Genomic DNA, 25,542 nt, shown 5'->3' with positions numbered 1-25,542 from the left:
GGAGCCGCCACACTGGGTGAGCAGACGGCACGGACGGTACGCGAGGGAAAGGCGGTGGGCGGGATGCCCGTATGGGACGACCTGGTGGGACAGGAGCGGATCCAGACCCAGCTGGCCGCCGCCGCGGTCGACGCCGACGCCCTGGTCACCGCCATCGAGTCGGGGAACCCGCCGCCGCCCGGCTCCAAGATGACGCACGCCTGGCTGTTCACCGGTCCGCCCGGCTCGGGGCGGGCCACCGCCGCCCGCGCCTTCGCGGCCGCGCTCCAGTGCACCAGCCCGGACCGCGCCCTCGGCGGCGAGCCGGGCTGCGGGTTCTGCGACGGCTGCCACACCACCGTGATCGGTACGCACGCGGACGTGGAGATCGTCCGCACCGATCAGCTGTCCATCGGCGTGAAGGACACCCGGTCGCTGGTGCGCCGGGCGCAGCTGTCCCCGGCCGTCGGACGGTGGCAGGTCATCGTCCTGGAGGACGCCGACCGGCTGACGGAAGGCGCCGGAAACGTGCTGCTCAAGGGCGTGGAGGAGCCCGCTCCGCGAACCGTGTGGCTGCTGTGCGCCCCCTCGCTGGAGGACGTGCTGCCCACCATCCGCTCCCGCTGCCGGCACCTGTCGCTGCGCACCCCGTCGGTGTCCGCCGTCGCCGAGGTGCTCGTGCGGCGCGACGGCATCGAACCGGCCGTCGCGCAGGCCGCCGCCCGCGCGACCCAGGGGCACATCGACCGGGCCCGGCGGCTCGCCACCGACGAGGCGGCCCGCTCGCGGCGCGCCACCGTCCTGCGGATGCCGCTGCGCGTGGCCGACGTCGGCGACTGCCTGAAGGCGGCGCAGGAGCTGGTGGACGCCGCCGCGGAGGACGCCAAGCAGGTCGCGGAAGAGGTCGACACCAAGGAGACCGAGGAGCTGCGCGCCGCGCTCGGCGCCGGAGCGGGTACGGGCGGACGGATGCCGCGCGGTACGGCGGGCGTGATGAAGGAGCTGGAGGACCGGCAGAAGCGCCGGCGCACGCGTACGCAGCGCGACAGCCTCGACCTGGCCCTGACCGACCTCACCGGCTTCTACCGGGACGTACTGGCCCTCCAGCTCGGCTCCGCGCTGGCCATCGCGAACGAGGAGATACGGCAGGACCTGGACCGGATCGCCCGGGAGTCGGGCCCGGAGCGCACCCTGCGGAGGATCGAGGCGATCATCGCCTGCCGGCAGGCGCTGGACCGCAACGTCGCCCCGCTGCTCGCCGTCGAGGCGATGACGATGTCGCTGCGCGCGGGCTGACACGCGCTTGCGCTGCGCCTCCGGTTGACGGCCTCACCCGTTCGAGGGGTCCGCGGGGCGGGCCGGAGACGCCCCCGGTCCGTGCGGGGCGGCGCCCCGTGCCCGGGCGGCCGCCCGCCGCCCGGCGCGTGCACGACCGCCCCGGGCATGCCCGCAGGCCGTAGGCTCCGGGAATGGACACCAGTCGCCTGCTGCGCACCACCGGGACCGTGATCGCCGCTGCGGGGCTACTGCTCTCCGGGTGCACCTCGGGCGGTTCGGGAACACCCCGTGCCGCCGCGTCGTCCGGCGGGGCCTCCGAGGCGCCGTCGGCCGAGCCGACCGCCGTCCCGGCCGCGCTGCGCCCGTACTACGACCAGAAGCTGACCTGGCGCGAGTGCGGTGTGCCCGGCTTCGAGTGCACCACCATGAAGGTTCCGCTGGACTACGAGAACCCCGGAGCCGGGGACATCGACATCGCGGTGTCCCGCCGCAAGGCCACGGACCCCGCCAAGCGGCTCGGCTCGCTCGTGGTGAACCCGGGCGGCCCGGGCGGATCCGGCATCGGCTACCTCCAGGCGTACGCGGGCATCGGCTACCCGGCCCCGGTGCGTGCCGCGTACGACATGGTCTCCTTCGACCCGCGCGGAGTGGACCGCAGCAGCCCCGTGGAATGCCTGAACGGCCCGGCCATGGACAAGTACACCCAGGTGGACCAGACGCCGGACACGCCGGCGGAGCAGGCCCTGCTGGTGGCCGCCTTCAAGGAGTTCGCGGCCGCCTGCCAGACGCACTCGCAGCGGGTCCTGCCGCACGTCTCCACGGTCGACGCCGCCCGCGACATGGACGTCCTGCGCGCGGCGCTGGGCGACGAGAAGCTGAACTACGTCGGAGCCTCGTACGGCACCTTCCTCGGGGCGACGTACGCCGACCTCTTCCCGGGCCGGACCGGACGGCTGGTGCTGGACGGGGCGATGGACCCCTCCCGGCCCGCGGTCGATCTGAACCGGGACCAGACGGAGGGCTTCGAAACCGCCTTCCGGGCCTTCGCGGCGGACTGCGCGAAGCAGACCGACTGCCCGCTCGGCAAGGGCACCCCGGAGCAGATCGCGGAACGCCTGAAGGAGTTCTTCCGCAAGGTCGACGCCCAGCCGGTCCCCACGACCGACCGGTCGCGCACCGCGCTCGGCGAGTCGCTGGCGACGACCGGGGTGATCGCCGCCCTGTACGACGAGAACGCCTGGCCGCAGCTGCGAGAGGCGCTCACGGCCGCCATCGACGGAGACGACGGCAACGGGCTGCTGGCGCTCGCCGACAGCTACTACGAGCGCGAGCAGGACGGCAAGTACGCCAACCTCATGTCGGCGAACGCCGCCGTCAACTGCCTCGACCAGCCCCCGGCCTTCGCCGGGCCCGAGGCGGTCGAGAAGGCGCTGCCCTCCTTCGAGAAGGCCTCTCCGGTCTTCGGCGCGGGCCTGGCCTGGGCCTCGCTGAACTGCGGGTACTGGCCGACGAAGGCCACCGGCACGGCCCAGGCGCTGCACGCGAAGGGCGCCCCGCCGATCGTGGTGGTCGGCACCACCCGCGACCCGGCGACCCCGTACAAGTGGGCGAAGGCCCTGGCGGGCCAGCTCGACTCGGGCGTCCTGCTGACCTACGACGGCGACGGCCACACCGCGTACGGCCGGGGCAGCGACTGCATCGACTCGGCGATCAACCGCTACCTCCTGGAAGGCACCGCTCCGCAGGACGGGAAGAAGTGCTGACCCCCGCCGTCGGCGGCGCCGACGGCACCGCCGAGGGACCCTGTTCGAGGCACCCCGTTTAACCCTGTAGACTTGGCGCCGCTGCTGATGAGAGCCTCCCACCAGGGAAATTCTTGTCTTCCCAGCGGTGCCGCCTTAGCTCAGCTGGCCAGAGCAACGCACTCGTAATGCGTAGGTCTCGGGTTCGAATCCCGAAGGCGGCTCTGTAGAACCCCCAGGACTCACTCGCCGTGACCTGGGGGTTTTGCTTTTTACCGAATCTTGCGCCGCCGCCGTGTGCGGGCGGCCCGGGTGCTCTCGGTCTCAGTTCTGGTCTCAGACAGCGGATCGGGGCCAGGCATGAACGCCTCGCCCATGCGGCGCATGGCCTCCCGGGAGAGCTCGGAGCGGCCCTTCACGTACCGCCTCGTCTGGCTGATCTGGGTGTGGCGGAGGATCTCCATGATGGTGGGCATGTCGATGCCCAGCTCGTTGAGGATCGTCCCGGCCGTGTGACGGCTCCCGTCGTGCTGGCGGCGGTCGCTGATCCCCGCCTCCTCCAGCAGCTCCTTGAACTCCTCCCAGTCGGCCCGGGGATCGAGCGGCCGGCCGTCGGCACGGGTGAACACGGCGCCGCACTCCTCCCACAGTTCCCCGGCGGCCTGCCGCTGCTCGTCCTGCTTCGCCCGGTGCTCCAGGAGGTAGGGCAGGAAGGGCGGCGGGATCGGCACGGGCTGCTGGCTCTTCTTCGTCTTCGGTCGGGTGAACGCCAGCCCGCCGCCCTTCCGCTCGGGGCAGGTGCCGGCGTGCCGGCGGCAGGTCTTCGCGCACGGCTGGGGGCAGCCCCGCTTGTAGCCCTTGTGGGTCGAGCACTCGGTGGTGCAGGGCTCGAACCGATGCAGCCGGGCGCCGCAGGCGTGCGCGTTCTTGCAGCCGTGCCTCCAGGTGAGGCGCTGGAGCTGCCAGGCGGGGTGGAACAGCCCCTGGTCCAGGTCGACGTGATGCCAGCGCAGGCCCAGGGCTTCGCCCTGCCGGAAGTCCATGCCGACGCCGATGGCCCAACGCATGAACGAGGGGCGCTTCGCGGCTGCCGCGAGGAAGGCCTTGGACTCGTCCCGCGAGAACGGGTTCGCCTCGGTCTCGTCGACCGACGGCGGGTCAACGAGCGTGGCGACGTTCTCGTTGGCCCGTCGCACCCTGGAATGGATCAAGGGCCATAGCGGCTGGAAGTGGCCCGGCGGCAAGGACAGGTTGCAGCGGACGCAGGACGAACGCTGGGCTTGGATCCGTCTCGCGGTCGAGGACCAGACGCGGGGTCTACCTGCGGCACGACGTCCGGAACAGCCGCCAGAGCCTTACGCGCATGAGGTACGAGCTGTACGACCTTCTCGGCGGCGTCACGTGCCAGGTCGTCGAGGACCGACTGTTGGATGTCCCGCGTGATCCGCGTGATCCGCGTGATCCGCGTGTCCGAATGGCCGAGGGTCTCCGAGACGACCTTGATGTCGACGCCCGCCGCGAGCATCAGCGTCGCAGCGACGTGCCGGAGGTCATGAAGGCGGATCGGTGGCAGGCCGGCCGCCTCCACGAGGCGCCTCCTGGGTGAAGATACGACCGGTGTTCTGCCAGCCTTCACCCCGTGCCTCGCGCTCGGTCTGCTGGAGAGCCTTGTGCGTGAGGATGCCCTCGTTGGTCTCGCCGTCCAGGGCGATCAGCCGGAGGCCGCTGTCGGTCTTGGGCGCACCCTCGTGGACCTCCCAGCCGTCTTGGACGAGCTGCGTGGCGATGGCTAGCGAGCAGTGCTGCGCGGAGTGGTCCTCCCAGCGGACACCGCGCGCTTCTCCTCGCCGAGTACCTCGAAACGCAATGAGTCGCCAGAGCAAGTACAGCCGGTCGCCCGCGACGAAGTCGAGGAAGACGACGGTCTGCTCCGGGGTCCAGACCATGACTGGCGACGGCCGCTTGCCGGTCTCCTGCCAACGAGCGATGCGCTCCTCGGTCCGGACAAGGGCCTTCGGCTTGGTATCGGGCAGCAGCTCGACGTGAGCGGCCGGGTTGAAGGCGCGCATGACCTGCTGAGCGATGGCGACGTTGAGCGCGGCCCGGAGCGTGTTGCGGATGTGGGGCTGAGTGTTCAGCCCGGTGACTGACGGAACGGCGGCATCGCGTCGAGCTGTGCGCGGAACCATTTCCGGCGTGGACGACCAGGTCCATTTCGGCCGGCACGCCGTGGGTCTGGTGCTTGCCCTGATGTCGGTTTTCCTCGGCCTGCCCCTTGTCCGGAGCCGATATGATGATCTTATGGGGATGTTCAGACGGCCCGGCGCAGGCCAACTCTTCGCGGTCAGCGACCTGCATGCCTCCGTGCAGAACAACCGTCCGCTCCTCGACCGCCTTCGGCCGGAGACACCGGACGATTGGCTCATCGTCGCCGGCGATGTGGCCGAGCAGACTGCCGAGATCGGCCGGACGCTGGAGCAGCTGGCCGACCGCTTCGCCCGTGTCATCTGGGTGCCGGGCAACCACGAGTTGTGGACTCATCCCGGCGATTCGGTCCAACTGCGCGGCGTCGCCCGCTACGAGCGGCTCGTGGACATGTGCCGCGACCTCGGAGTTACCACGCCGGAGGATCCGTATCCCCTGTGGACCGGTGAGGGCACTCCGCTGCGCATCGCCCCGCTCTTCCTCCTCTACGACTATTCCTTCCTCCCGGAAGGGGCGACCGATCCGGTGCGCGCCCGCCAGGCAGCGATCGAGACCGGCGTCTACTTCAACGACGAGCACCTCCTGCACTCCGATCCGTATCCCAGTCGCGAAGCCTGGTGCGAGGCCCGCGTCACCGCGACCGAGCAACGGCTGGCCGAGGCCGACGACCCCGACGTCCCGCTGGTCCTCGTCAACCACTACCCCCTCGTGCAGGAACCGACCAGGGTGCTGCGCCTCCCGCACCTCTCCTTGTGGTGCGGCACGACGCGGACCGCCGACTGGCACCGTCGTTTCCATGTCGCCCACGTCGTCTACGGACATCTGCACATCCCGCGCATCACGCATCACGACGGCGTCCCCCACCACGAGGTCTCCCTCGGCTACCCACGCGAGTGGCAACGCCACGGCCACCCGTACGGCCTGCTGCGCCGGATCTCACCGCTCCGCAGCCCGAGCCCGCAGCCCACGGTGGAGGGGGAGCCCGGTGATCGATGAGCTACTGCCCCCCGAGGTGCACTGCGACGTCGCCTTCGGAGACCCACCGGACGCCGTGTTGCTCACCGAGGAGGAGTCCTTGGTCGAGCAGGCGGTGCCCAATCGGCGTCTGGAAGTCACGACCGTCCGGCACCTGGCGCGCTCCGCGTTGGCACGCCTCGGGTACGGGCCGGTGCCGCTGCTGCGCGGTGAGCACGGTGCTCCGCTGTGGCCCGAGGGCGTCGTCGGCAGCATGACGCACTGCGACGGCTACCGGGCGGCCGCTGTCGCCGACGCACGCGTCATAGGCTCCCTCGGCATCGACGCCGAGCCTCATGCCCCGCTCCCGGACGGTGTGTTGGACGCCGTCTCCCTCCCGGTAGAGCGCACGCACCTGGCCCGGCTGCTCGACTCTCATCCCGATGTGTGCTGGGACAGGCTGCTGTTCTCCGCCAAGGAGTCGGTCTACAAGGCCTGGTTCCCCCTGACCCGGTCCCGGCTCGCCTTCGAGGACGCAGAGCTCACCTTCCACCCGCGGGAACGGACCTTCTCCGCCCTCATCCTCCCCTCCGGCCACGCCTCTGCCCGCACGACCGGAGCCACGGCGAAGAAGCCGCCCGAGGGCTTCGTCGGACGCTGGACGGTGAGAGAAGGGCTGGTCGTGACGGCTGTCGCGCAAAACCCCACCTGAGCCCTGAATCACGCGGCCGGCACACTCGACGGCGGCCGCACCTCAATTCAACTCGTATGGCTGGCGTCAGTGACAAGGTCGGCTTTGAGACGAAGGTGGCCATGGCCAAGTGATGGTCGGCCGAGCGATCGCCGACCAGATCCCGTTCCGGTGGGTGACCGCGGATGCCGCCTACGGCTTCAGCAAGGGCCGGCGCTTCGAGCTGGAGCAGGGCGATGTCTTCCACATCATGGCCGCCACTCGGCACGACACGGCCGTCACCCGCTGGGCGATCGACCACCCCGTCCGCGACCTGCTCACCGGCCTCCCTCGCCAGAAAGGGAAGCGCCGCGGCAAAGGCGCACACGGCCGGCGAATCTACGACTGGGCACGGGTTGAGGTGCGGCCCTGGCACCGGCCAGACCGCCGCCACTGGGTCCTCGCCCGTCGCAGCGTGAGCCGGCCGGAGGAGATCTCCTACTCCATCGCCTACTGTCCGGCAGACACCACACTCAATGCGATGAGCACGCCGACTCTGGTCGTCGTGAGTGGTGGTCCCGGTACGGGTCATGTCCCATCCCGGCTACCAGAGCGGCGGCGACAGTTCGGACGGATACCAGCCGGGCCTCCAGGCCATCGCGGGCGTCCCTACACAATGGGTCAGCCCTGAGCCGGAGTTGGGGGCTGTCCCGGATGAACGATCACGGATGGCGGTCAAGGACGAGCGGCTTGGACTCGCTCGCCGCGAAGTGGTGCCGGAGAAGGGCCGTGATCTCGTTCGCCCGGGTGGTGACGAAGAAGTGCCCGCCGGAGTAGGTGCGCACTTCACACGCACCGCTGGTGTGGCGTTCCCAGGCCCGGGCCTCCGACGACGTCGTATGGGGGTCGGCGTCGCCGGTCAGGACGGTGACCGGGCAGCTGATGGTCACCTCGGGAGGGCATCGGTAGGTTTCCGCCGCCGTGTAGTCCGCACGCAAGGCCGGCAGGGCGGCCCGCATGAGCTCCTGGTCGTCGAGGATGCTCGAAGCAGTGCCGCCGAGACCGCGCACCTCGGCGACGATGCCATCGTCGTCCCGCAGGTGCACGGCCTCGTCACGGTGGGCCGACGGCGCGCGGCGGCCGGAGGCGAACAGATGCGTGACCGGGTGGCCGGCAGCCTCGAGCCGGCGGATGGTCTCGAAGCCGACCGTGGCGCCCAGACTGTGGCCGAAGAACGTGACCGGGAGCGGCGGCTGCCGCAGGAGCAGGTCACTGATCCGCTCGGCCAGTGCCGCCACGTCCGTGAGGGCCCGTTCGGCCCGGCGGTCTTGCCGGCCGGGGTACTGGACGGCGACGACGTCGACACCGGGACCGAGTGCGGAGGCGACGGGGAGGAAGAACGGTGCCGAGCCGCCCGCGTGGGGCAGGCACACCAAGCGGGCCGAGGCCGTGGGGGAAGGGCGGTAACGCCGGAACCACAGCTTTTCGTCGACAAGTAGATCGGACATACCACTCCCGGTCGGGTTCCGGCTGAATGCCCAGGCTACATATTCTCCCGCCGTTCCTCCAACCAGGGGAATCGTTCAACTGAACACCCTGGGCCCGGTGTTCGTGTCAGCTGCCACGGGCATCGGGAGATCCTCGGCCTGCAGGTCGGCTCCGCCGAGGACGGCGCGGGCTGGCTGGGTTTCTTCCGTGACCCGACCGCTCGCAGCCTGTTCTGGGTCGAGCGGGTCACCTCCAACGCCCACGCCGGGCTGGTCGCCGCGATCGGCGCGACCCTGCCTGGGGCAGCCTGGTAGCGTTCCGCACCCACTACGCGGCCAACCTGATGGCCGCGATCTCGAAAGCGTCCTGGCCGTGGGTACGGACGCTGCTGCACTCGGTCTCACCGCCGGCGTTCACGCCCAGTTCGACCCCCTCCGAGCGACTCGACAGAGAGATCCGCCGCCGCACCGACGTCGTCGGGATCTTCCCCGAGCGCGACTCACTGATCCGCCTCGTCGGCGCCGTGCTCGCCGAACAACACGACGAATGGGCCGAAGGACGCCGCTACTTCGGCCTCGACGTCCTCGGCCGGGCCCGCATCACCGCCGTCCCCGACAGCACCACCAACACCGAGGAGGGCACCCCCACCACGCGATCCCGACGCTCAGCGCCTGAACCGCCAGAAGATCACCTGTCAAACCGTCACACACTACGCCAGCAATCTTAACCATCGAGACGATCTTGACCGCCGAGATCCGGCCGTGGCTATTTTCTTCCGGACAAGAGGGGGATGTTGTGAGGTTGTACGAGCGGGACCAATCGTTGTCCGACCTGAGGGTGCTCTTCGCGGAGTGCCGGCTCGGCCAACAACGGACAGTGGTGCTGACCGGCGCGGTGGGGACCGGCCGGACCGAGGTGGTCCGGGCCTTCACTCAGGAGGCGGTGGTCGCAGGTGCGCTCCACTGCGCGGCCGCGATCTCCAGCGTGGACCACGCGCTCCCCTTCGGCACCATCTGGCAGCTCTTCATGAACCCGGGACTGCCGGCGAGGACGCGCAAGCAGGCGGCTCAGCTCCTGGACTCAGAGGTCATCCACACCCGACTCGGCGCCGACGGTTCCGCGGACGGGAGTCTCCACCAGAAGCTCGCCTATGTCTCCCACGTCCTGAGCGGTCTCCTGCTGGACGTGATCGAGGAGACCGGCCGTCCGCTCCTGCTGACCGTCGACGACGCTCACCATGCCGACCCGGCGTCCCTGCAATGTCTGCTGTCGATCACCGGACGGCTGCGGCACTCCCCGCTCATGGCCGTCGTCAGTGCGGCCGACGGGCCCCAGTCGTTCAGCCCGGCGTTCCTGGGCGGGCTGCCGGCGGAGCCGATTTGCCGTCATCTCCGGCTCGACCTGCTGACCGAGCGCGGTGTGGAAAGCATGCTGGCCGAGCACCTCCCCGGCGCCGTGGCCAGGCGGGTAGCCGCGGAGTGCCACGCCCTGACCGGTGGCAATCCGGTCATGGTGCGCGGTTTCGCCGACGACCACCGCCGATCCGACGAGGACGCCGGCCCGCTCGGACCGGAGACCGTGCACGCCTGGACGCGCATCCTCCACCGGTGCGATCCCGGCATGCTCCGGCTGGCCCGCTGGACGGCGATCCTCGGGGAGTCGGGGACTCCGTCGGTGGGGGGCCGCCTCGCCGGCCTCGACGACGAGGCGACGTCACGGACCCTGAGGGCGCTCGACCGGACCGGCTGCTTCGCCGGCGGCCGGTTCCGGCATCCCTCGCTCCGTCAAGCCGTCCTGGACGGCCTGGCTCCCGCCGAACAGGCGGCCATGCATGCCGGGGCGGCGGCCCGCTTCCGGATCGAGGGTGCCTCCGTCCTCGTCGTCGCCGATCATCTCGTCGCGGCCGGGGAACCCCAGGATCCCTGGATGGTCCCGACCCTCAACGAAGCAGCCGAACAAGCCCTGTCCCAGGGACGGGTGAACCAGGCGCTCACCTACCTCCGGCTCGCCTGCCGGATCCCGGCCCCGGGCCCCCACCACGAGGTCTCGCGGGCGCTCCTGGCGCGAGCGGAATGGCGGACCGACCCCGCCCTGACGATGCGGCACGGAGCGGAGGTGATCGCGGCCCTGCGGTCCGGCGACGATCCCGGCGCGCCGGAGCTGCTGGCCTGGGCGGGCCGCCTGATCTGGTTCGGCCGAGTGAACGACGCACGGACGGCACTCGAGCGGCTCGGCGACCGGCAGCAGGCCCTCGACGAGTCCCAGGCCAATCTTCTGGAAGCCTTGCGGCTGGGGCTCTCCTGCCTGTTCCCCGCGGGCGACGGGCCGGGGCCGACCGTCGGGGCACCCGCTGGGAGCCGGGTGGGAGCGGCGACGGCCGACCCCCTGGGGCAGGCCCTCGGCCTGCTGGTCAGGAGCCTGACGGACGGTCCCGGTGAGTCGACGGTCGCCGCCGAGCACCTCATCGAGCAGAGCCCGCTCGGCGAGCGCACCTTCGGGGCGCTCGCCTGCGCCCTCGGCGCCCTGGTCTACGGCGGGCAGCTAGGCACCGCCGACCGGTGGTGTGCGTCCCTGGAGGGGGATGCCGCCGCGGCGGAGGCGCCGACCTGGCTGGCGGTGCTGGCCGCGCTCCGGTCGACGATCGCCCTGCGGCAGGGCGATCCGGTCTCGGCGGGGACGCACGCCAGCCGGTCCCTGAAGCTGGTCGCGGCCGAGGGCTGGGGGGTAGGGGTCCTGCTCCCGCTCGGCGTGCTCATCGAGGCCACGACGATGACGGGTCGGTACCAGGAGGCGCTCACCCATCTGCGCACCCCCGTGCCCGACGTCCTGCTCAAGACGCCCCTGGCCATCCCGTACCTGCGGGCCTGCGCCCGCTTCCACGCCGCGACGGGAAGTCTCGACCGCGCGCTGAGAGAGATCGGGATCGTCTCCGAGCTGGTGACCCGATGGAACCTCGACCAGCCCGCGCTGGTGCCCTGGCGAACCGACGCCGCGCTCGTCCACCTGGAGCTCGGGCGCCGGGAGGAGGCCCGTCGCCGGGCGGCTGAGCAGTGGGAGATGCTCGGGCCGGCGCAGGCCCGGGAACGGGGGATCACCCTGCGCGTGCTGGCCGCGGCCGGTGAGCCGGCCGACAGGCTCACACGCCTCGAGCAGTCGGAGGGGGAACTCCGGCGGGCCGGAGACCACTTCGAGCTCTCGCTCACCCTGACCGACCTGGACCGGGCCCGGCAGGGAGGGATCGGCCCCCGGGTACGGCAGATCGGCTACTCCGCCGCTGACCGGGACGGGGACGAGCTGGCCGATGCCGGCACGGGGGAGTGCTATCAGGTCCTGAGCAAGGCAGAACTGCGAGTGGCGGCGCTGGCCGCAGACGGTCACAGCAACCGGGAGATCGCCGGCAAGCTCTTCGTCACAGTCAGCACGGTCGAGCAGCATCTCACCAAGGTGTACAGCAAGCTCAACGTCCGCTGCCGGAGTGAGCTGCCGATCCGGCCTCACGGTTTGACCGCAGCCAACGAGCTTTGCGCGTAAGACGCTCAAAAAGCCAACCCCTAGAGCGCCGAAGCAGACCCCTATTTCAGGCCGCCCCATCCTTTACGGACGAGCCCGATGGGAATTCCGGCGGATAAGACAGGGGTTCCCGAACTAGCCGAGCCGGGCCAGGATGAAGGCCCTTCCATGCCTCGCGAGCGACTCTCGGTGCTCGGGCGTGACGATGCGAAGAAGCACCAGTACCGGGAAACCAACGAGAATGACGGGGAAGAATATGGCGGACGAGTCCCTGCCACTTGCCGATCTCACTATCATCGATCTCTCCACTGTTCTGGCCGGCCCTTTCGCCGCGCAGGTGCTCGCCGACTTCGGCGCGAGAGTGATTAAGGTCGAACACCCGGCGGGCGACCCGATGCGGAGTTTCGGTCCGTCGGTGGACGGGGCACCGCTCTGGTGGAAGGTCTTGAACCGGAACAAGCAGGGGATCGTCATCAACCTGAGCACCCCCGATGGTGCGGCCCAGTTCCTTCGGATCGCGGCGACGGCCGACGCCGTGATCGAGAACTTCCGTCCCGGGACGCTGGAGCGATGGGGGATCGGGCCGGAGAAGCTGAAGGAGGTCAATCCCGACCTCGTCCTGACCCGGATCACCGGCTTTGGCCAGGACGGCCCGTATTCCCCACGCCCTGGGTTCGGCACGCTGGCCGAGGCCATGGGCGGCATCGCCTCCATCTCAGGCGGGCCCGACGGTCCGCCGGTGCTCCCCGGGTACCAACTCGGCGACGCGCTGGCCGGCCTCTACGCTGCCTGCGCGACCCTCATCGCGTTGCACGCCCGCGGCCGTATCGGGCACGGGCAGATCGCGGACGTCGCCATCACGGAGGGTGTGGTCAGCCTCCTGGGAGGGCACTTCGCCGTCCACGAGAAGCTGGGCGTCAAGCCGGGCCATGCCGCGCCCACTGCGCCGCGGAATGTCTACCGCTGCCGGGACGGTCGTTGGGTCGCCCTCTCAGCCCCGGTCACCTCCGTCGCCGAGCGCCTCCTGCGGCTCGTCGGACGGGGAGACCTCGCCGACCAGCCCTGGTTCCAGGAGGGCAGCGGAAGAGGGGCCCACAGGGCCGAGATCGATGAAGCGGTGGGCAAGTGGATCGCCGAGCGCGACCGGGACGAGGTGATCGCGGCCATCGAGCGCGCCGAGGCAGCCGTCGCGCCGGTCTACGACATCGAGGACATCCTGGAGGACCCGCACTTCCGTGCCCGCGAGACGGTGGTGAACGTCCCCGACGCCGAACTCGGCTCGATCACCATGCCCAACGTCGCGTTCCGGCTCTCGGCCACCCCCGGACGCATCCGGCACGCCGGCCCGCGGCTGGGCGCGGACACCGAGGAGATCCTACGGGCCGTCGCGGAGCACGAGGGACAGCGCGGCGAGGAGCAGAAAGCGTGAATCCCAACCAGACGGAACATCTGGTCTTCAGGAGCTGTCTTTACGTACCGGCCCATCAGACGCGTCTCGTCGAGCGTGCCTACGAATCCCAGGCGGACGCCGTCATCCTCGACCTTGAGGACGCGGTACCGCCATCCGAGAAGCTGCGGGCCCGCGAGAACGCCGCGCGCATCACCGCTTCGACGCCCCCCAAGCCGACCTTCGTACGGGTGAACTCCGTGGCGTCGGGACGTGCTGAGGACGACGTGCGGGCGGTGGCCGGTCCTGGGCTGAGCGGGGTCCGCATGGCGAAGGTGGCCCGCCCGGAGGACGTGCGGCAGATCGCGATGCTGCTGGCCCAAGCCGAATGCCCGGCCGCCATCCACCTGCTCATCGAGACCGCGCACGCCCTGGAGATCGCCTTCGACCTGGCCACATCCTCCCCCGCGGTATCCATGATGAGCCTCGGGGAGTCCGATCTGTGTACCGATCTCCGGATCAAGCCCGAGGCCCCGACCATGGACGCCTGCCGCAGCCGCGTGGTGATCGTGTCCCGGGCGGCCGGCCTGCCGAGCCCTTGCCAGAGCGTGTTCACCGACGTCCACGACATCGACGGCCTGCTACGCACCAGTCGGAGCGCCAAGGCGCAGGGCTTCATGGGTCGGATGGCCGTGCACCCCATGCAGATCCCCGCCATCCACGAGGTGTACACACCGACGGCACAGGACATCGCCGACGCCCAGGCGATCTCCCGCACTGCGGAAATCGCGCGGGAAGCCAACCGGTCGATCGTCCTGAACGAACGCGGAACCGTCATCGGCCCGCCCATCCTGGCGAACGCGAGGAACGTCCTGCAGCTCGCCGAAGCTCTCAACCTTCTCGAGGCCCCCGTATGAGCACACCAGTCGTAACCCCGCGGGACCCCCTGCTCGGGGCGGTACTGGCCGGTGTCGAGGTCTTCGACCTGGCCCAGCCACTGGTCGACGGAATGCCCTGCTCGCCCAACCATCCCGGCTTCAAGATGTCCCTGACCAGGCGCCATGGTGACATGGTTCGCGCGGACGGCGGCTCGGCCGCCAGCGAGATCATCGTCACCGGTGGACATGTGGGGACGCACATCGACGCCCTCGCGCACGTGTCCCACGAAGGCAAGCTGTTCGGGGACGTCGACTGCGCCGAGGCACAGACAGGAGGCAGGTTCAGGTCCCACGGTGTGGAGACGATCTCGCCGATGGTCTGCCGGGGGGTGCTGCTCGACATCGCCGCCCAGCATGGTGTCCCGGCCCTGCCCGCGGGCTACGGGATCACCGCGCAGGACCTCGAAGACGCCGCCGACCGGGCCGGTGTGCGGCCCACCCCAGGAAGCGTTTGCCTGATCCACACCGGCTGGAGCCGGTGGTGGGACGACCCCGCCGCGTACCTCGGCGTGCAGACCGGGGTGCCGGGGCTCACCCCGGACGCGGCCAGGTGGCTGGCCCAGCACCGGGTCATCGCGGCCGGTGCCGACACGACCGCTTTCGAGCAGATCCACCCGGGGCAGGGGCACGCAACCCTGCCGGTCCACCGCATCCTTCTTGTCGAGCACGGCATCCACATCATCGAGCACATGCGGCTCACAGAGTTGGCGGAACGGGGCGTGGCCGAGTTCACCTTCGTCCTGTCCCCGCTCAAGATCGTTGGGGGCACGGGGTCTCCCGTGCGTCCGCTCGCGATCGTGAGCCGTTGCCATGACTAGCGCACAGGGCAGGGGCGGGCTGCTCGACGAGGTCGCCGACTTCGCCGCTCACGTGGCCGGCGCGGGGTTGCCGGCGGCCCGTCTCCGGCACTCCATGCGAGCGGTCTTCGACACGGTCGGCAACATGGTCCTGGGCTCTGCCCAGCCCCTGTCGCTGAACGTCGCACAGGCCACCCGGCATTGGGGCTCGGACGAGTCCGCCACGGTGATCGGCGCCGGACGGCGCGCTCCGGTGGGCACCGCGGCGTTCGTGAACGGGACGTTCGCGCACTGCATGGACTTCGACGACACCCACCTGCCATCGGTCCTGCACCCGAGCGCGTCGATCGTTCCCGCCGCCCTCGCCGTCGGCGAGGCGGTCGGGGCCACCGGTCCGCAGACTCTCGCCGCGATCGCGGTGGGGAACGAGTTCTGCATCCGGCTGGGCATGGCCGGGTACGACATGGAGAACGCCAACTCGATCTTCTTCGACAGGGGGCAGCACGCCACGTCGATATGCGGCACCCTGGGTGCCGCCGTCGCGGCGGCGATGCTGCTGTCCGGCGACTCGTCCTCGATCGCCGCCGCTGCGTCGATCGCTGCGAGCATGGGATCCGGGATCATCGAGTGCAACCGGACCGGCGGCACGGTGAAGCAGATCCACACGGGGTGGGCGGCCCATTCCGGGATCGCGGCCGCACAACTCGCCGCGTCCGGCATCACCGGGCCGCCGACGGCTCTCGAGGGCCGGTTCGGCTTCTTCGAGGCGTTCTGCGGCGCCCGGGCGCATCCGAAAACCGTCACCGCGGACCTCGGCCATCACTGGCATTCCGACGCACTGCGCATCAAGCCGTACCCGTGCAACCTCTTCACGCATGCCGGGATCGACGCGGCTGTCGAGCTCCGGGAGCGCGGGGTGCGGCCGGAGGAGATCACTGAGCTCAGGCTCGGCGTTCCGGGGCCGGTGCTGAGGACGATCGCGGAGCCTGCCTCGGTGAAGGCCGCACCGGCCAGCGGATACGCGGGCGCGTTCTCCGGTCCGTACACGGTCGCTGCGGCCATGCACGGAGGAGGCGGACTCGCGCTGTACGTCGACGACTTCACCGACCAGGCGGTCCGTCGTCCGGAGGTCCTGGCGCTGGCCGCGAAGGTCACGTGCTACGCCGATCCGGAGTGCACGTCGCTCTTCCCGATGCAGATCCCGGCCAGGCTCACCGCCCACCTTGCCGACGGCCGTGTCGAGGAGGCGTACTGCCCCGACAGCCGGGGCGGCCAGCGGCTGCCGCTGAGCGATGAGGACCTCGCCCTCAAGGTCGGCCTGAACCTCTCCCCCGTCCTGGACGAGGTGTCAGCCCGGGAACTGCACGAGGAGATCTTCCAGCTCACCGACCGGTCGTCACCGCGGTCGATCATGCGCCTGCTGTCACGACCCGGAACCGCCGACCCCAGGAAACCCGGAGGAAACCCATGACGGAAACCGCCACCGACCCGCGGTGGGACGTCCTCGATCCGGCCGTCCGTCCGAAGGATCCGACCCAGTACCTCCGTGCCGCCGTGCAGTGGCACTTCGGGGAGGAAACCGGGTCGAAGTTCTGGTTGGACCGGGCCAAGGAACTGGACTTCGACCCGCTGACCAGCATCCACTGTTACGACGACCTGCGGCGGTTCCCGAACATCGTCGACGACCTGCGGGACGTTCCGGTCGAGGACCTCATTCCGCGCGGCTACGGTCCCAACCCGCCGGCCCCGCGGGTCTTCGAGAGCGGCGGCACCACCGGGGCGCCCAAGCGCATCATCCTGATGCCGGACTGGCTGGAAAGCGCGCTGGACCGGATGGAGCAGGGCCCGCAGTTCTCCGGACGGCCACCGTCGAACATCCTGGTCGCCATGCCGACCGGCCCCCACAAGGCCGGGAGCCTCTACGACTACATCGCCGAGCGGCAGAACTTCACCAAGTTCAGCATCGACATCGACCCGCGCTGGGTGAAGAAACTGATCAGCCGGGGCGAGACCGAGCAGGTCAGGGCATACGTCGAGCACGTCCTGGACCAGATCGAGCATGTGCTGATCAGCCAGAACGTGGGGATGCTGGTCACTACGCCGCCGCTCCTGCTCGCCTGCGCGCGGCGCCCGTCGCTAGTCGAGCTGATCAACGCCAAGATCGACCTCATCACCTGGGGTGGCGCTCACATGACCCTCGACCAGCGGTTCGAGCTCGAGCGGGTGACCTTCCCCAAAGCCCGGTTCCTCAGCCGGTACAGCAGTGCCCTGATCCTCGAGGGTTCCCGGCAGCGGTCCGGCACCAGTCTGGACGAAGAGATCGTCTACGACCCGGGCAGCCCGGTCGTCACGTTCCTGGTCGTGGATCCGGCGACCGGCGAGCCGGTGCCGTACGGCCGGCGAGGCCAGGTGGTCATGAACCATGTCAGCAAGGGCATGTTCCTGCCGAACAACCTCGAACGCGACACCGCGATCCGTGTTCCTGGACCGCCGGGGCAGATCGGCGACTCGGTCTCGGCTCCCCAACCGGTGGAGACCTTCGGCGGCGAGGAAGTCATCGAGGGCATCTACTGAACGCCGTACCCGGTCCTAGGGGCCTTGCATCGCCATGCCCCTAAACAGCCCCTAGATATCACTGAATGCAAAACGCCCAATTCTTAATAAGATAAATACGACAAGGGGTGTAGTCATGCTCAATCGAAGAAACCTGTTGAGGGTCGGAGGCAGCGCGGCTCTGGCAGTAGTGGCCTCAGGAGAGGGGCTCTTGTCGCCGGCCTTCGGAGCCGACAACGATTGGACCCGCCTCGCGGGCCGGCTGCAGGGTGATCTGGTCCTGCCGGGGGACGCGAACTACCCCTACGCCAAGCAACTGCAGTTCGCGGCGTTCGACTCGGTCAACCCGCAGGCCATCGCCTACTGCGAGACCGTCGCTGATGTCCAGGCATGCGTGCGGGTCGCTCGGCGGAACGGGGTGGGCGTCCGCGTGCGCAGCGGCGGCCACAACTTCGAGGGCTGGTCCACCGGTCCCGGCCTGGTGATCGACGTGTCTCGGCTCAACCACGTGTCGGTGGGCGCCTCCACCGTCCACATGGGTCCCGGCGCCGCCTCGATCGACGCGCTCGCCGCGCTGGCCCCGCACAACAAGCAGATCATCGCGGGCACCTGCCCCACCGTCTGCCCTGGCGGATTCATCTCCGGCGGCGGTATCGGCAACCAAACCCGCATGTTCGGTCTCGGCGCCGACCGCTTGGTCTCGGCGAAGGTCGTCTTGGCCGACGGAAGCGTCGTGCACTGCTCGCCCACCCGCGAATCGAGCCTGTTCTGGGCGCTGCGCGGCAGCGGCGGCGGCACCTTCGGCATCGTTGTCGACTTCGAGGTGAAGCCGATCGACGCGCCGAACATGGTGCACTTCGTCACCTACTGGTCCTGGAACGATGCCCAGCGGATGTTCCCTGCCTGGCAGGAATGGATGGCCAGTGCACCGCGCGCGCTCGGCTCTACGTTCGTCGGCTACCTGTTCGACGCTGCCCCGGGCAACGCACCCGGGATCGGGATCACGGGCGGCTTCCATGGTCCGAAGAGCCAACTCGACGCGGAGCTTGCCCGCTTGTCGGCGCTGTCGGGAGCTCAGCCCGTCAACACCACGGTGAGGGACCTGTCCTACGTGGACGGTATGAAGGCCGCTTACCTCTGCGACACCATCAGTACCTCCCAGTGCCACCGGGTCGGTCAGACTCCGGATGCGGTCCTTCCGCGCACCGGTTACCAAACGAACGGCTTCCGCCTGTTCAACCGGTCGCTCGACTCCTCCACCAACGACGCGATCCTCACCGCGTTCGAGGCCGACCGGCACGCGGGCCAGGGCCGGTTCCTGCAATGCATCGCGATGGGCGGGGCGGCCAGCGACATCAACCCGAGGTCAACCGCGTTCTGGAACCGCGACGCGCAGTTCCTCGCCGGCTATGTAGCCCTGGGTGAGAAGGCGACGCCGGCCGACGAGGCCGCGGCCACGGCCTTCATCGACAAGGGCTCCGCCGTGCTCGACCCGGCTTCGAGCGGTGCCTACGTCAACTTCCCCAGCTCGAAGCTGCCGAACTGGCGAGAGGCGTACCACGGCGGCAACTACCCACGCCTGCTGCGCGTGAAGCAGGCCTACGACCCGGGCAACTTCTTCTCCCACCCTCGAAGCATCGGCAGCTGACCTGGTCGTTGAGAGTGCCCACGGGAGCTCGTTCTGGTGGCGGTTGTGCCGCTGCCGGCGGGCTCCCTCGTCACTCACGCTTCCGTGCACCCAGCTTCACAAGCCCTGCGAGGGGGGAGCGACGATGCGGCGGGCGCTTGAAACTGGCGGACCTCTGTCGGGGCCGGCACCCGACGGACAAGAGCGCGGCTGGGAGCCGGGAGTTCGCCTCGGCCGCGCCTTACCGGACGACGACAGCCGAGGGTGCCGTGATCTCGTGTGTCACCGGCGTCTGCGGGGTCCATGTCGGCCATGACGGGCGCCCTTCCCGGGCCAGGGAGATCAGAGCGTTTTGCACCTGCTGCCCGATCAGCCGGTCGGTCTCCGTCCCGTCGCTTCCCTCGGTGTCGACGAACAAAGACGCCATGTCGGTGCCGTGCACCGGGCGATCCGCCATGGAAGGAAACTCGGACGCGAAGTTCGAGTTGGTCGGCGCGTAGCAGAACTTCTGCAGCCACGCCTTTCCGCCGGCTTGGTGGGCGGTCCGCACCAATCGGTTGGCGGGTGCCCAGTAACGCTTCTCCGTGAGCAGCCGGGTCTTCTCGTCCAGGTCGGCCGAGGAATCACCTGTGGCGATCGCGTTGTAGACGCGGTCGAAGACCGCTTCGCCCATGGCGACGTAGATGCCGGCCTCGTCCGACGTCACTGACACCATTACGGGCACGTCGGCGATGCCTCCGGCGAGGACGCTCTCGAGCGGCGGCCTGGGAATGACGGTGCCATCGATGAAAGGGCGGTACCGGACCGGGATCCCCCGTTCGAGCAGCTTCCCGTGGATGTGCCGCAACCCCACGTTCGGGAGTCGGGTCAGATCCTCGGGCGACTTCGCCAGTGGCCCGGCCGCCGCGAGGAACTCGTCGGTGAAGCGCACCGCGGCCTCCTCGGACGTGGGCACCTCGGCGTTCCCGCTGTAGATCGCCGCCCGATGGAAGAGCCCGTAGGCCGCGGGCGTGCCGAGCAGAGTCGCCACGTCGGAACCGCCGGAGGACATACCGAACAGCGTGACGTTGCTCGGGTCGCCGCCGAAGCCGGCGATGTTGTCCCTGATCCAGCGCAGCAGCATGACCTGGTCGAGAGCCTCGAGGTTGGCGCTTTCCGCGAAGTCCGGGTCGTGGCCGCCTAGGTACAGGCATCCCCACGGGCCGAGTCGGTAGTTCGCGGTGATCACGACGGCGCCGTGCCGGGCCGCGAAATGCCACGGGTCGATCCAGCTGCTCGCACTGCCGTTCACCCGGCTGCCTCCGTGGAACCAGACCAGGACCGGCAGGGGTTCGTCTGGCCGCGGACCAGGGGACCACACGTTCAGGTTCAGGCAGTCCTCGTTCTCTACGAGGTCGCCCAACGGGAGGTGGTAGAGGCCCCGGCTCACCTTGATCGGCAACTGCCAGCTGACCGGTCCCCATGCGGTGGCCTCGATCGGGCCGCCCGGCTCCACCGGTACCGCCGGCCGGAAGCGCCGCTCGACGCGCGCGTAGGGTACGCCCCTCCAGTTGGGCACCCCCCGGTCGAGAAAACCGTGCACCGGCCCGGACGTGGTGCCGACCACGAGGTCCCTTTCGGTGAACTCACGCACGGTCTCATCTCCGAATCCTTGGAAGCCAATCACTGATCATGCTTCTGGTGGGGTCCGGAGAATGTCAATAGGGGATATCCGCTCCCGATGAGCAGGGGCCCCTAGGACTGATTCGGCCAACCCCTAAATACGTTACGGCGGTTGCCCGGCCAGTTGCGGTCAGGCCAATATGAGCCGTTCCTGCCCTTCTCCCGTGTAGTCGATCGCCGTCTGGAGGCCCCGATGCAACCTGCGAATCCGGCGGGCAATGTGAACTCGCCCATCGGTCATGTGCGCACGTTGCTGGTGGACAACTACGACTCCTACACCTACAACCTTTTCCAGATGATCGCGCAGATCAACGGCGCGGAGCCCGTGGTCGTCCGCAATGACGACCCGGCACTGAGGGACGACGCCTTCATCTTGCAGTTCGACAACGTCGTGATATCCCCGGGCCCCGGCCACCCTCAGGATGGCCGGGACTTCGGCGACGCCGCCCGGCTGCTGTCGCTGCCGGACCTGCCGGTGCTCGGGGTCTGTCTCGGACACCAAGGCATCGCTCTGTTCCACGGTGCCGAGGTGCGCTCGGCCGGCGCACCGAGGCACGGCCACCTCTCGCAGATCACCCACACGGGCGAGGGCGTCTTCGAAGGACTGCCCCAGGACTTCACCGCCGTGCGCTACCACTCCTTCGCGGTGGACTCCCTGGCCTCGACGTCTCTGGAGGCGATCGCCTGGGCCGAGGACGGCGAGATCATGGGCATCCGCCACATCAACCGGCCGCACTGGGGCGTGCAGTTCCACCCCGAGTCGGTGGCGACCGAGCACGGCGCCCGGATCCTGGAGAACTTCCGCGACCTGACCCGGGGCCGGACCGCCACGCGCCGCGACCTGTCGGTGGCCAGCCCGGACGGTGAGGGTCCGTTCGTCGTCCGCATGTCGACCGTGGAACGCGAGGTCGACGCGGAGTCGGTCTTCATCGGTCTCTACGGCGACAGTGCCCACGCGTTCTGGCTCGACAGCAACCGCTGCGAGCGCGGCCTGGCGCGGTTCTCGTACCTGGGCGACGCCTCGGGCCCGCTCAGCGAGGTGCTCAGCTACTCGGTGACCGACGACGTGGTCGTCGTGGACTCTGCGGATGGCGCCCAGAGCCTGGTCGAGGGGAACATCTTCGACGTCCTGAGCCGGCGCTTGGCCCAGTCGCGGGTCGAGCTGGACGCGCCGTTCGACTTCAACGGTGGGTACGTCGGCTACTTCGGGTACGAGATGAAGGCGGACTGCGGCTTCAGCAACCGCCACAAGGCGGAGACCCCCGACGCGCAATGGATGCGCGCCGACCGGTTGGTCGTCGTCGACCACGTCGAGCACCGGACCTACCTGGTGGCGCTGTGCCGGCCGGGCGCGGAGTCCGTCGCCGAAGCCGACGCCTGGCTGGCCGACACGGCCGCGGCCGTCGACGCGCTCGACAAGGCGGGGCCGACGCTGCCCGAGGTGGGCCCAAGCCCGCACGTGGACGTCCCGGCGTCCCTCGTGCGGGACCGGGAAACCTACCTTGCCGACATCGCCGAGTGCCAGCGGCAGCTGCGAGCGGGCGAGAGCTACGAGATCTGCCTGACCAACATGCTCCGGACCGCGGCCCCGGACGACGACCTCGCCTTCTACCTGCGGATGCGACGCACCAACTCGGCCCCCTACAGCGCGTTCCTACGGTTCGGCGAGCTGCGGATCCTGAGCTCCTCACCCGAGCGATTCCTGCGGATCGACCGCCACGGCATGGTCGAGAGCAAGCCCATCAAGGGCACTGTGGCCCGCAGCGAGGATCCCGCGACTGATGAGTCCCGGCGGCTTGAGCTGACCCGCAGCGCCAAGACCCAGGCTGAGAACCTCATGATCGTCGACCTTGTGCGCAACGACCTCGGCCAGGTGTGCGAGGTCGGGAGCGTGCACGTCCCGAAGTTCATGGCGACCGAGTCGTACGCCACCGTGCACCAGCTGGTCTCCACGATCCGCGGGCGGCTGCGGTCGGAGGTGAACGCCGTCGACTGCGTGAAGGCGTGCTTCCCGGGCGGCTCGATGACCGGAGCGCCCAAGCTGCGCACGGTCGAGATCACCGACCGGCTGGAGTCCGAGGCCCGCGGCGTCTACTCCGGGACACTCGGCTACTTCGGGTACGGCGGGTCGGCCGACCTCAGCATCGTGATCCGGACGGCCGTCTTCTGGCGCGACGTCGTCCTCATCGGAGCGGGCGGCGCCATCGTGCTCGACTCGGACCCGGTCGACGAGTACGAGGAAATGCTGCTCAAGGCCCGCACCGTCCTGCTGAATCCAGCCCGGCAGAAGTGATGAGGATTCTTCGTACGCAGGTCGTCGTCATCGGCGCCGGCCCAGCCGGGCTGTACCTGTCCCACGAGCTGCGCGCCCACGGCGTCGACTCCGTGATCGTCGAGAGCTGCAGTCGCGAGCATCTGGAACGACGGGTGAGGGCGGGGCTGCTCGAGGAGGGCACGGTGCAGCTGCTGCGCGGTTCCGGGCTGGCCGACCGGCTTGACCGGCAGGGTCTGGTACACGACGGTTTCCAGCTGCGCTTCGAGGACACGGTTCAGCGGATCTCGACCGAGTCGCTGATCGGTGAGCCGACCTACATCTATGGTCAGCAGGAAGTCGTCAAGGACCTGTTGGCCGCTCGTCCGTCGGATGACGGATCGCTGTACTTCGACGCGCTGGACGTTCAGATCGCGGGGATCACCGGCGACAAGCCCTCGGTGGCGTTCACGGTCGGCGGGGAGCAGGTCGTCGTCGAGGCCGACTTCATCGCCGGCTGCGATGGATACCACGGAGTGTCCCGCGCGAGCATCCCTGCGGCGTCCCTCGCCTTCCACACTCGGCGCTACCCGTTCGACTGGATCGGGCTGCTGGTCAACGCGGCGCCCTTCGCGTCCGAACTGGTCTACTCCGTGCACCCGCGCGGCTTCGCCCTGGCGAGCATGCGCACGCCCGAGGTCAGCCGCCTCTACCTACAGGCCGACGCCCGGGACGAGCAGAGCAACTGGCCGCATGAACGGATCTGGGACGAACTCGGGCAACGGCTGTACGTGGACGAGGGCCGGATGCGGGCGCGGGGAGCGATTCTCGAGCAGGTCAGGGTTCCGCTTCGGGCCACCGTCGCGGAGCCCATGCAGTTCGGCCGGCTCTTCCTCGTAGGCGACGCCGCCCACATCTTCCCGCCCACCGCTGCGAAGGGGTTGAACGTGGCGCTCGAGGACTCGAGCGTGCTCGCCCACGCCCTCATCGGGTGGTTCCGCCGCGGTGAGGCCGGTCCCCTTGAGGGCTACTCGTCCGCGCGTTTGCCTGCGGTCTGGCGTGCCCAGGACTTCTCGGCCTGGCTGACCTGGCTGTTCCATCCTGCGGCGGACGCGACCGCGTTCGACCACCGCCGCCGGACCGCGAGCCTGACACGACTGGCTGAGGGTGGTAGCAGCGCTGCCGCCTTCGCCGACGAGTACGTCGGCCGCTCTCGGCGCCGGCTGTCCTCACCTTCTTACATTCACGAACTCGACGGCATGGAGGCTTGAGTGTCCACTCAACGGCGGGAAGCAGGCCGGGCATTGGTCGTCGGCGCCGGTGTCGCCGGCTTGACCGCGGCGCTGAGGTTGCACCGGGGCGGCTGGCAGGTCCAGGTCGTGGAGAAGGCCTCCGGCAATCGCAACGGCGGGACGTGGATCAGCTTCCGGGGCGTGGGCTACCAGGCGGCCGAGCGGCTCGGCATCCTCCCGCAGCTCACCGAGGGGCAGCTGCCGTGGGAGGACATCCACATGCTGGACACCGACGGACGGCTGCGTGTCGTCTGGCGGGCGGCCACACAGCTGGCGCTGAACAACGAGCCGACCTTGCACATCCCGCGCGACAAGATCGCGGACATCCTGCTCGACGCGCTGGACGGCGAGGTGAAGATCGAGTACGGCACGACCGTGTCGAGCATCACCCAGGACGAGTCCGGAGCCGAGGTCGTTCTGTCGAACGGTGACAGTGATCGCTTCGACCTGGTGATCGGCGCTGACGGCGTCAACTCCGTCGTTCGCGAGCTGGCCTTCGGCCCGGAGACGGAGTTCCGAACCGACTTCGGTGACCTCATGGCCATCTACAACCTGGAGCGCAGTCCGGTCGACACCGGGGTCGAGCATCTCCTGAGCGGAGTCGGGCGGATGATCGCGGTCAGCCGCCTCGGCGACACCTTCTCGGTGATCTTCTTGTGGACGAGCACCGACCTGGCCGGCGACCTGTCCACCGATCTGTCCAAGGCGGTTCGGCGCCGGTTCGAGGACCTCGGCTGGGCCGTCCCGGCCCTGCTGAAGGAGGCCGAGGCCGTCCCGTCGGCCTACTACGGGCCGGTGAGCCAGATCAAGATGGACACCTGGAGCCAGGGCCGGGTGGTTCTCGTCGGCGACGCGGCCTGGTGCACCGGGTTCTACGCGGGTTACGGCGCTTCGCTGGCCGTCGGCGGCGCCGATCTCCTCGGTGACGTGCTGGAACGCCACCCCGGGGACATCCCCACGGCTCTGCGCGAGTGGGAGGCCGAGTACCGCCCCATCGCGCTGAAGGTTCAGGCGCAGGCTCGTCGGGGACGCGAGAGCTTCTTCCTGCCACCCACCGAGTTCGCCATCAAGCTCCGCACGATCTTCCTGCGGGTCGCTGGCAACTCCGTCACCACACGGCTGCTCCGCCTGTTCATGGGCGTCCGGTCCCCGAAGTAGGGACCCGCCCGCTCGCCTCCCGGACGAGCGCCCGCACCGAAACTTGATCAC

At 69.5% G+C, this 25,542-nt stretch carries 16 protein-coding genes, 1 tRNA gene and 4 pseudogenes; 17 read left to right on the top strand and 4 right to left on the bottom strand.

The genetic code is table 11. The annotated features are described in order from the left end of the window. Window positions 1-63: 63 nt before the first annotated feature. The 3 genes from ACFRU2_RS22980 to ACFRU2_RS22970 all read left to right on the top strand — a co-directional run bounded on the left by ACFRU2_RS22980 (window position 64) and on the right by ACFRU2_RS22970 (window position 3,223). A complete protein-coding gene (locus ACFRU2_RS22980; RefSeq protein WP_382974959.1) occupies window positions 64-1,275 on the top strand; it encodes a DNA polymerase III subunit delta' in 1,212 nt (403 codons plus the stop codon). 173 nt (window positions 1,276-1,448) lie between these two features. Beyond that, window positions 1,449-3,020, top strand: coding sequence for an alpha/beta fold hydrolase (locus ACFRU2_RS22975; RefSeq protein WP_382974956.1), 1,572 nt, complete (start codon window positions 1,449-1,451; stop codon window positions 3,018-3,020). A gap of 129 nt (window positions 3,021-3,149) precedes the next feature. Beyond that, window positions 3,150-3,223: transfer RNA gene (locus tag ACFRU2_RS22970), tRNA-Thr, on the top strand. 48 nt (window positions 3,224-3,271) lie between these two features. On the opposite strand, the pseudogene ACFRU2_RS22965 reads toward ACFRU2_RS22970, so the two are convergent. Both ACFRU2_RS22965 and ACFRU2_RS22960 read right to left on the bottom strand, forming a co-directional pair. Further along, window positions 3,272-4,207 (bottom strand): annotated as a pseudogene (locus ACFRU2_RS22965) (tyrosine-type recombinase/integrase); the annotation flags it as partial. Further along, window positions 4,207-5,202 (bottom strand): annotated as a pseudogene (locus ACFRU2_RS22960) (site-specific integrase); the annotation flags it as partial. The pseudogenes ACFRU2_RS22960 and ACFRU2_RS22965, both read right to left, overlap by 1 nt. Before the next feature lie 104 nt (window positions 5,203-5,306). On the opposite strand from ACFRU2_RS22960, the gene ACFRU2_RS22955 reads away from it, so the two are divergent. From ACFRU2_RS22955 to ACFRU2_RS22945, 3 genes and pseudogenes are all read left to right on the top strand, one after another. Next, on the top strand, window positions 5,307-6,200 hold the full coding sequence (locus tag ACFRU2_RS22955) for a metallophosphoesterase family protein (RefSeq protein ID WP_382975195.1): 894 nt from the start codon (window positions 5,307-5,309) through the stop codon (window positions 6,198-6,200). Further along, entirely contained in the window at window positions 6,190-6,870 is a 681-nt protein-coding gene (locus ACFRU2_RS22950) for a 4'-phosphopantetheinyl transferase (protein ID WP_382974953.1), read from the top strand. The genes ACFRU2_RS22955 and ACFRU2_RS22950 overlap by 11 nt, the downstream gene beginning before the upstream one ends. Window positions 6,871-6,923: 53 nt before the next feature. Next, a pseudogene (locus tag ACFRU2_RS22945) lies at window positions 6,924-7,372 on the top strand (transposase); the annotation flags it as partial. 178 nt (window positions 7,373-7,550) lie between these two features. Here the strand turns inward: ACFRU2_RS22945 and ACFRU2_RS22940 are convergent. Then, complete coding sequence (locus ACFRU2_RS22940) at window positions 7,551-8,336, bottom strand: thioesterase II family protein (RefSeq protein WP_382974950.1); 786 nt, start codon at window positions 8,334-8,336, stop codon at window positions 7,551-7,553. A 105-nt stretch (window positions 8,337-8,441) separates the two neighbouring features. On the opposite strand from ACFRU2_RS22940, the pseudogene ACFRU2_RS22935 reads away from it, so the two are divergent. The 8 genes and pseudogenes from ACFRU2_RS22935 to ACFRU2_RS22900 all read left to right on the top strand — a co-directional run. Next, window positions 8,442-9,043, top strand: a pseudogene (locus ACFRU2_RS22935) (transposase); the annotation flags it as partial. A 68-nt stretch (window positions 9,044-9,111) separates the two neighbouring features. Beyond that, entirely contained in the window at window positions 9,112-11,847 is a 2,736-nt protein-coding gene (locus tag ACFRU2_RS22930; RefSeq protein WP_382974948.1) for an AAA family ATPase, read from the top strand. Between the two features lie 220 nt (window positions 11,848-12,067). Further along, entirely contained in the window at window positions 12,068-13,255 is a 1,188-nt protein-coding gene (locus tag ACFRU2_RS22925) for a CaiB/BaiF CoA transferase family protein (RefSeq protein WP_382974945.1), read from the top strand. Then, on the top strand, window positions 13,252-14,130 hold the full coding sequence (locus ACFRU2_RS22920; RefSeq protein WP_382974942.1) for an HpcH/HpaI aldolase/citrate lyase family protein: 879 nt from the start codon (window positions 13,252-13,254) through the stop codon (window positions 14,128-14,130). The genes ACFRU2_RS22925 and ACFRU2_RS22920 overlap by 4 nt, the downstream gene beginning before the upstream one ends. Continuing rightward, a complete protein-coding gene (locus ACFRU2_RS22915) occupies window positions 14,127-14,969 on the top strand; it encodes a cyclase family protein (RefSeq protein ID WP_382974939.1) in 843 nt (280 codons plus the stop codon). The genes ACFRU2_RS22920 and ACFRU2_RS22915 overlap by 4 nt, the downstream gene beginning before the upstream one ends. Further along, the gene (locus ACFRU2_RS22910) at window positions 14,962-16,419 is read left to right on the top strand and encodes an MmgE/PrpD family protein (RefSeq protein ID WP_382974936.1); all 1,458 of its coding nucleotides are present in this window, start codon (window positions 14,962-14,964) and stop codon (window positions 16,417-16,419) included. The genes ACFRU2_RS22915 and ACFRU2_RS22910 overlap by 8 nt, the downstream gene beginning before the upstream one ends. Then, on the top strand, window positions 16,416-17,522 hold the full coding sequence (locus ACFRU2_RS22905; protein ID WP_382974933.1) for a phenazine antibiotic biosynthesis protein: 1,107 nt from the start codon (window positions 16,416-16,418) through the stop codon (window positions 17,520-17,522). The genes ACFRU2_RS22910 and ACFRU2_RS22905 overlap by 4 nt, the downstream gene beginning before the upstream one ends. A gap of 190 nt (window positions 17,523-17,712) precedes the next feature. After that, a complete protein-coding gene (locus tag ACFRU2_RS22900) occupies window positions 17,713-19,149 on the top strand; it encodes an FAD-binding oxidoreductase (RefSeq protein ID WP_382974931.1) in 1,437 nt (478 codons plus the stop codon). A 220-nt stretch (window positions 19,150-19,369) separates the two neighbouring features. Here the strand turns inward: ACFRU2_RS22900 and ACFRU2_RS22895 are convergent, their stop codons facing one another. Then, complete coding sequence (locus ACFRU2_RS22895) at window positions 19,370-20,761, bottom strand: carboxylesterase family protein (RefSeq protein ID WP_382974928.1); 1,392 nt, start codon at window positions 20,759-20,761, stop codon at window positions 19,370-19,372. A gap of 222 nt (window positions 20,762-20,983) precedes the next feature. On the opposite strand from ACFRU2_RS22895, the gene pabB reads away from it, so the two are divergent. From pabB to ACFRU2_RS22880, 3 genes are read left to right on the top strand one after another with little or no spacing between them, the layout of a single operon-like run. Next, window positions 20,984-23,083, top strand: coding sequence for an aminodeoxychorismate synthase component I (pabB, locus tag ACFRU2_RS22890; protein WP_382974925.1), 2,100 nt, complete (start codon window positions 20,984-20,986; stop codon window positions 23,081-23,083). Continuing rightward, a complete protein-coding gene (locus ACFRU2_RS22885; RefSeq protein WP_382974923.1) occupies window positions 23,083-24,312 on the top strand; it encodes a 4-hydroxybenzoate 3-monooxygenase in 1,230 nt (409 codons plus the stop codon). The genes pabB and ACFRU2_RS22885 overlap by 1 nt, the downstream gene beginning before the upstream one ends. Continuing rightward, window positions 24,313-25,491 carry an FAD-dependent monooxygenase gene (locus ACFRU2_RS22880; protein ID WP_382974920.1) on the top strand — a complete coding sequence of 393 codons (1,179 nt, stop codon included), beginning with the start codon at window positions 24,313-24,315 and terminating at the stop codon, window positions 25,489-25,491. It begins immediately after the preceding gene. The last annotated feature ends 51 nt before the right edge of the window (window positions 25,492-25,542 follow it).

Origin of the sequence: Streptomyces sp. NPDC056883 (assembly GCF_042788835.1) — a bacterium.
GTDB lineage: Bacteria > Actinomycetota > Actinomycetes > Streptomycetales > Streptomycetaceae > Streptomyces > Streptomyces stoeckheimensis.
The sequence above is the reverse complement of the archived record's forward strand: the minus strand, read 5'-3'. Positions and strand labels throughout refer to the sequence as shown.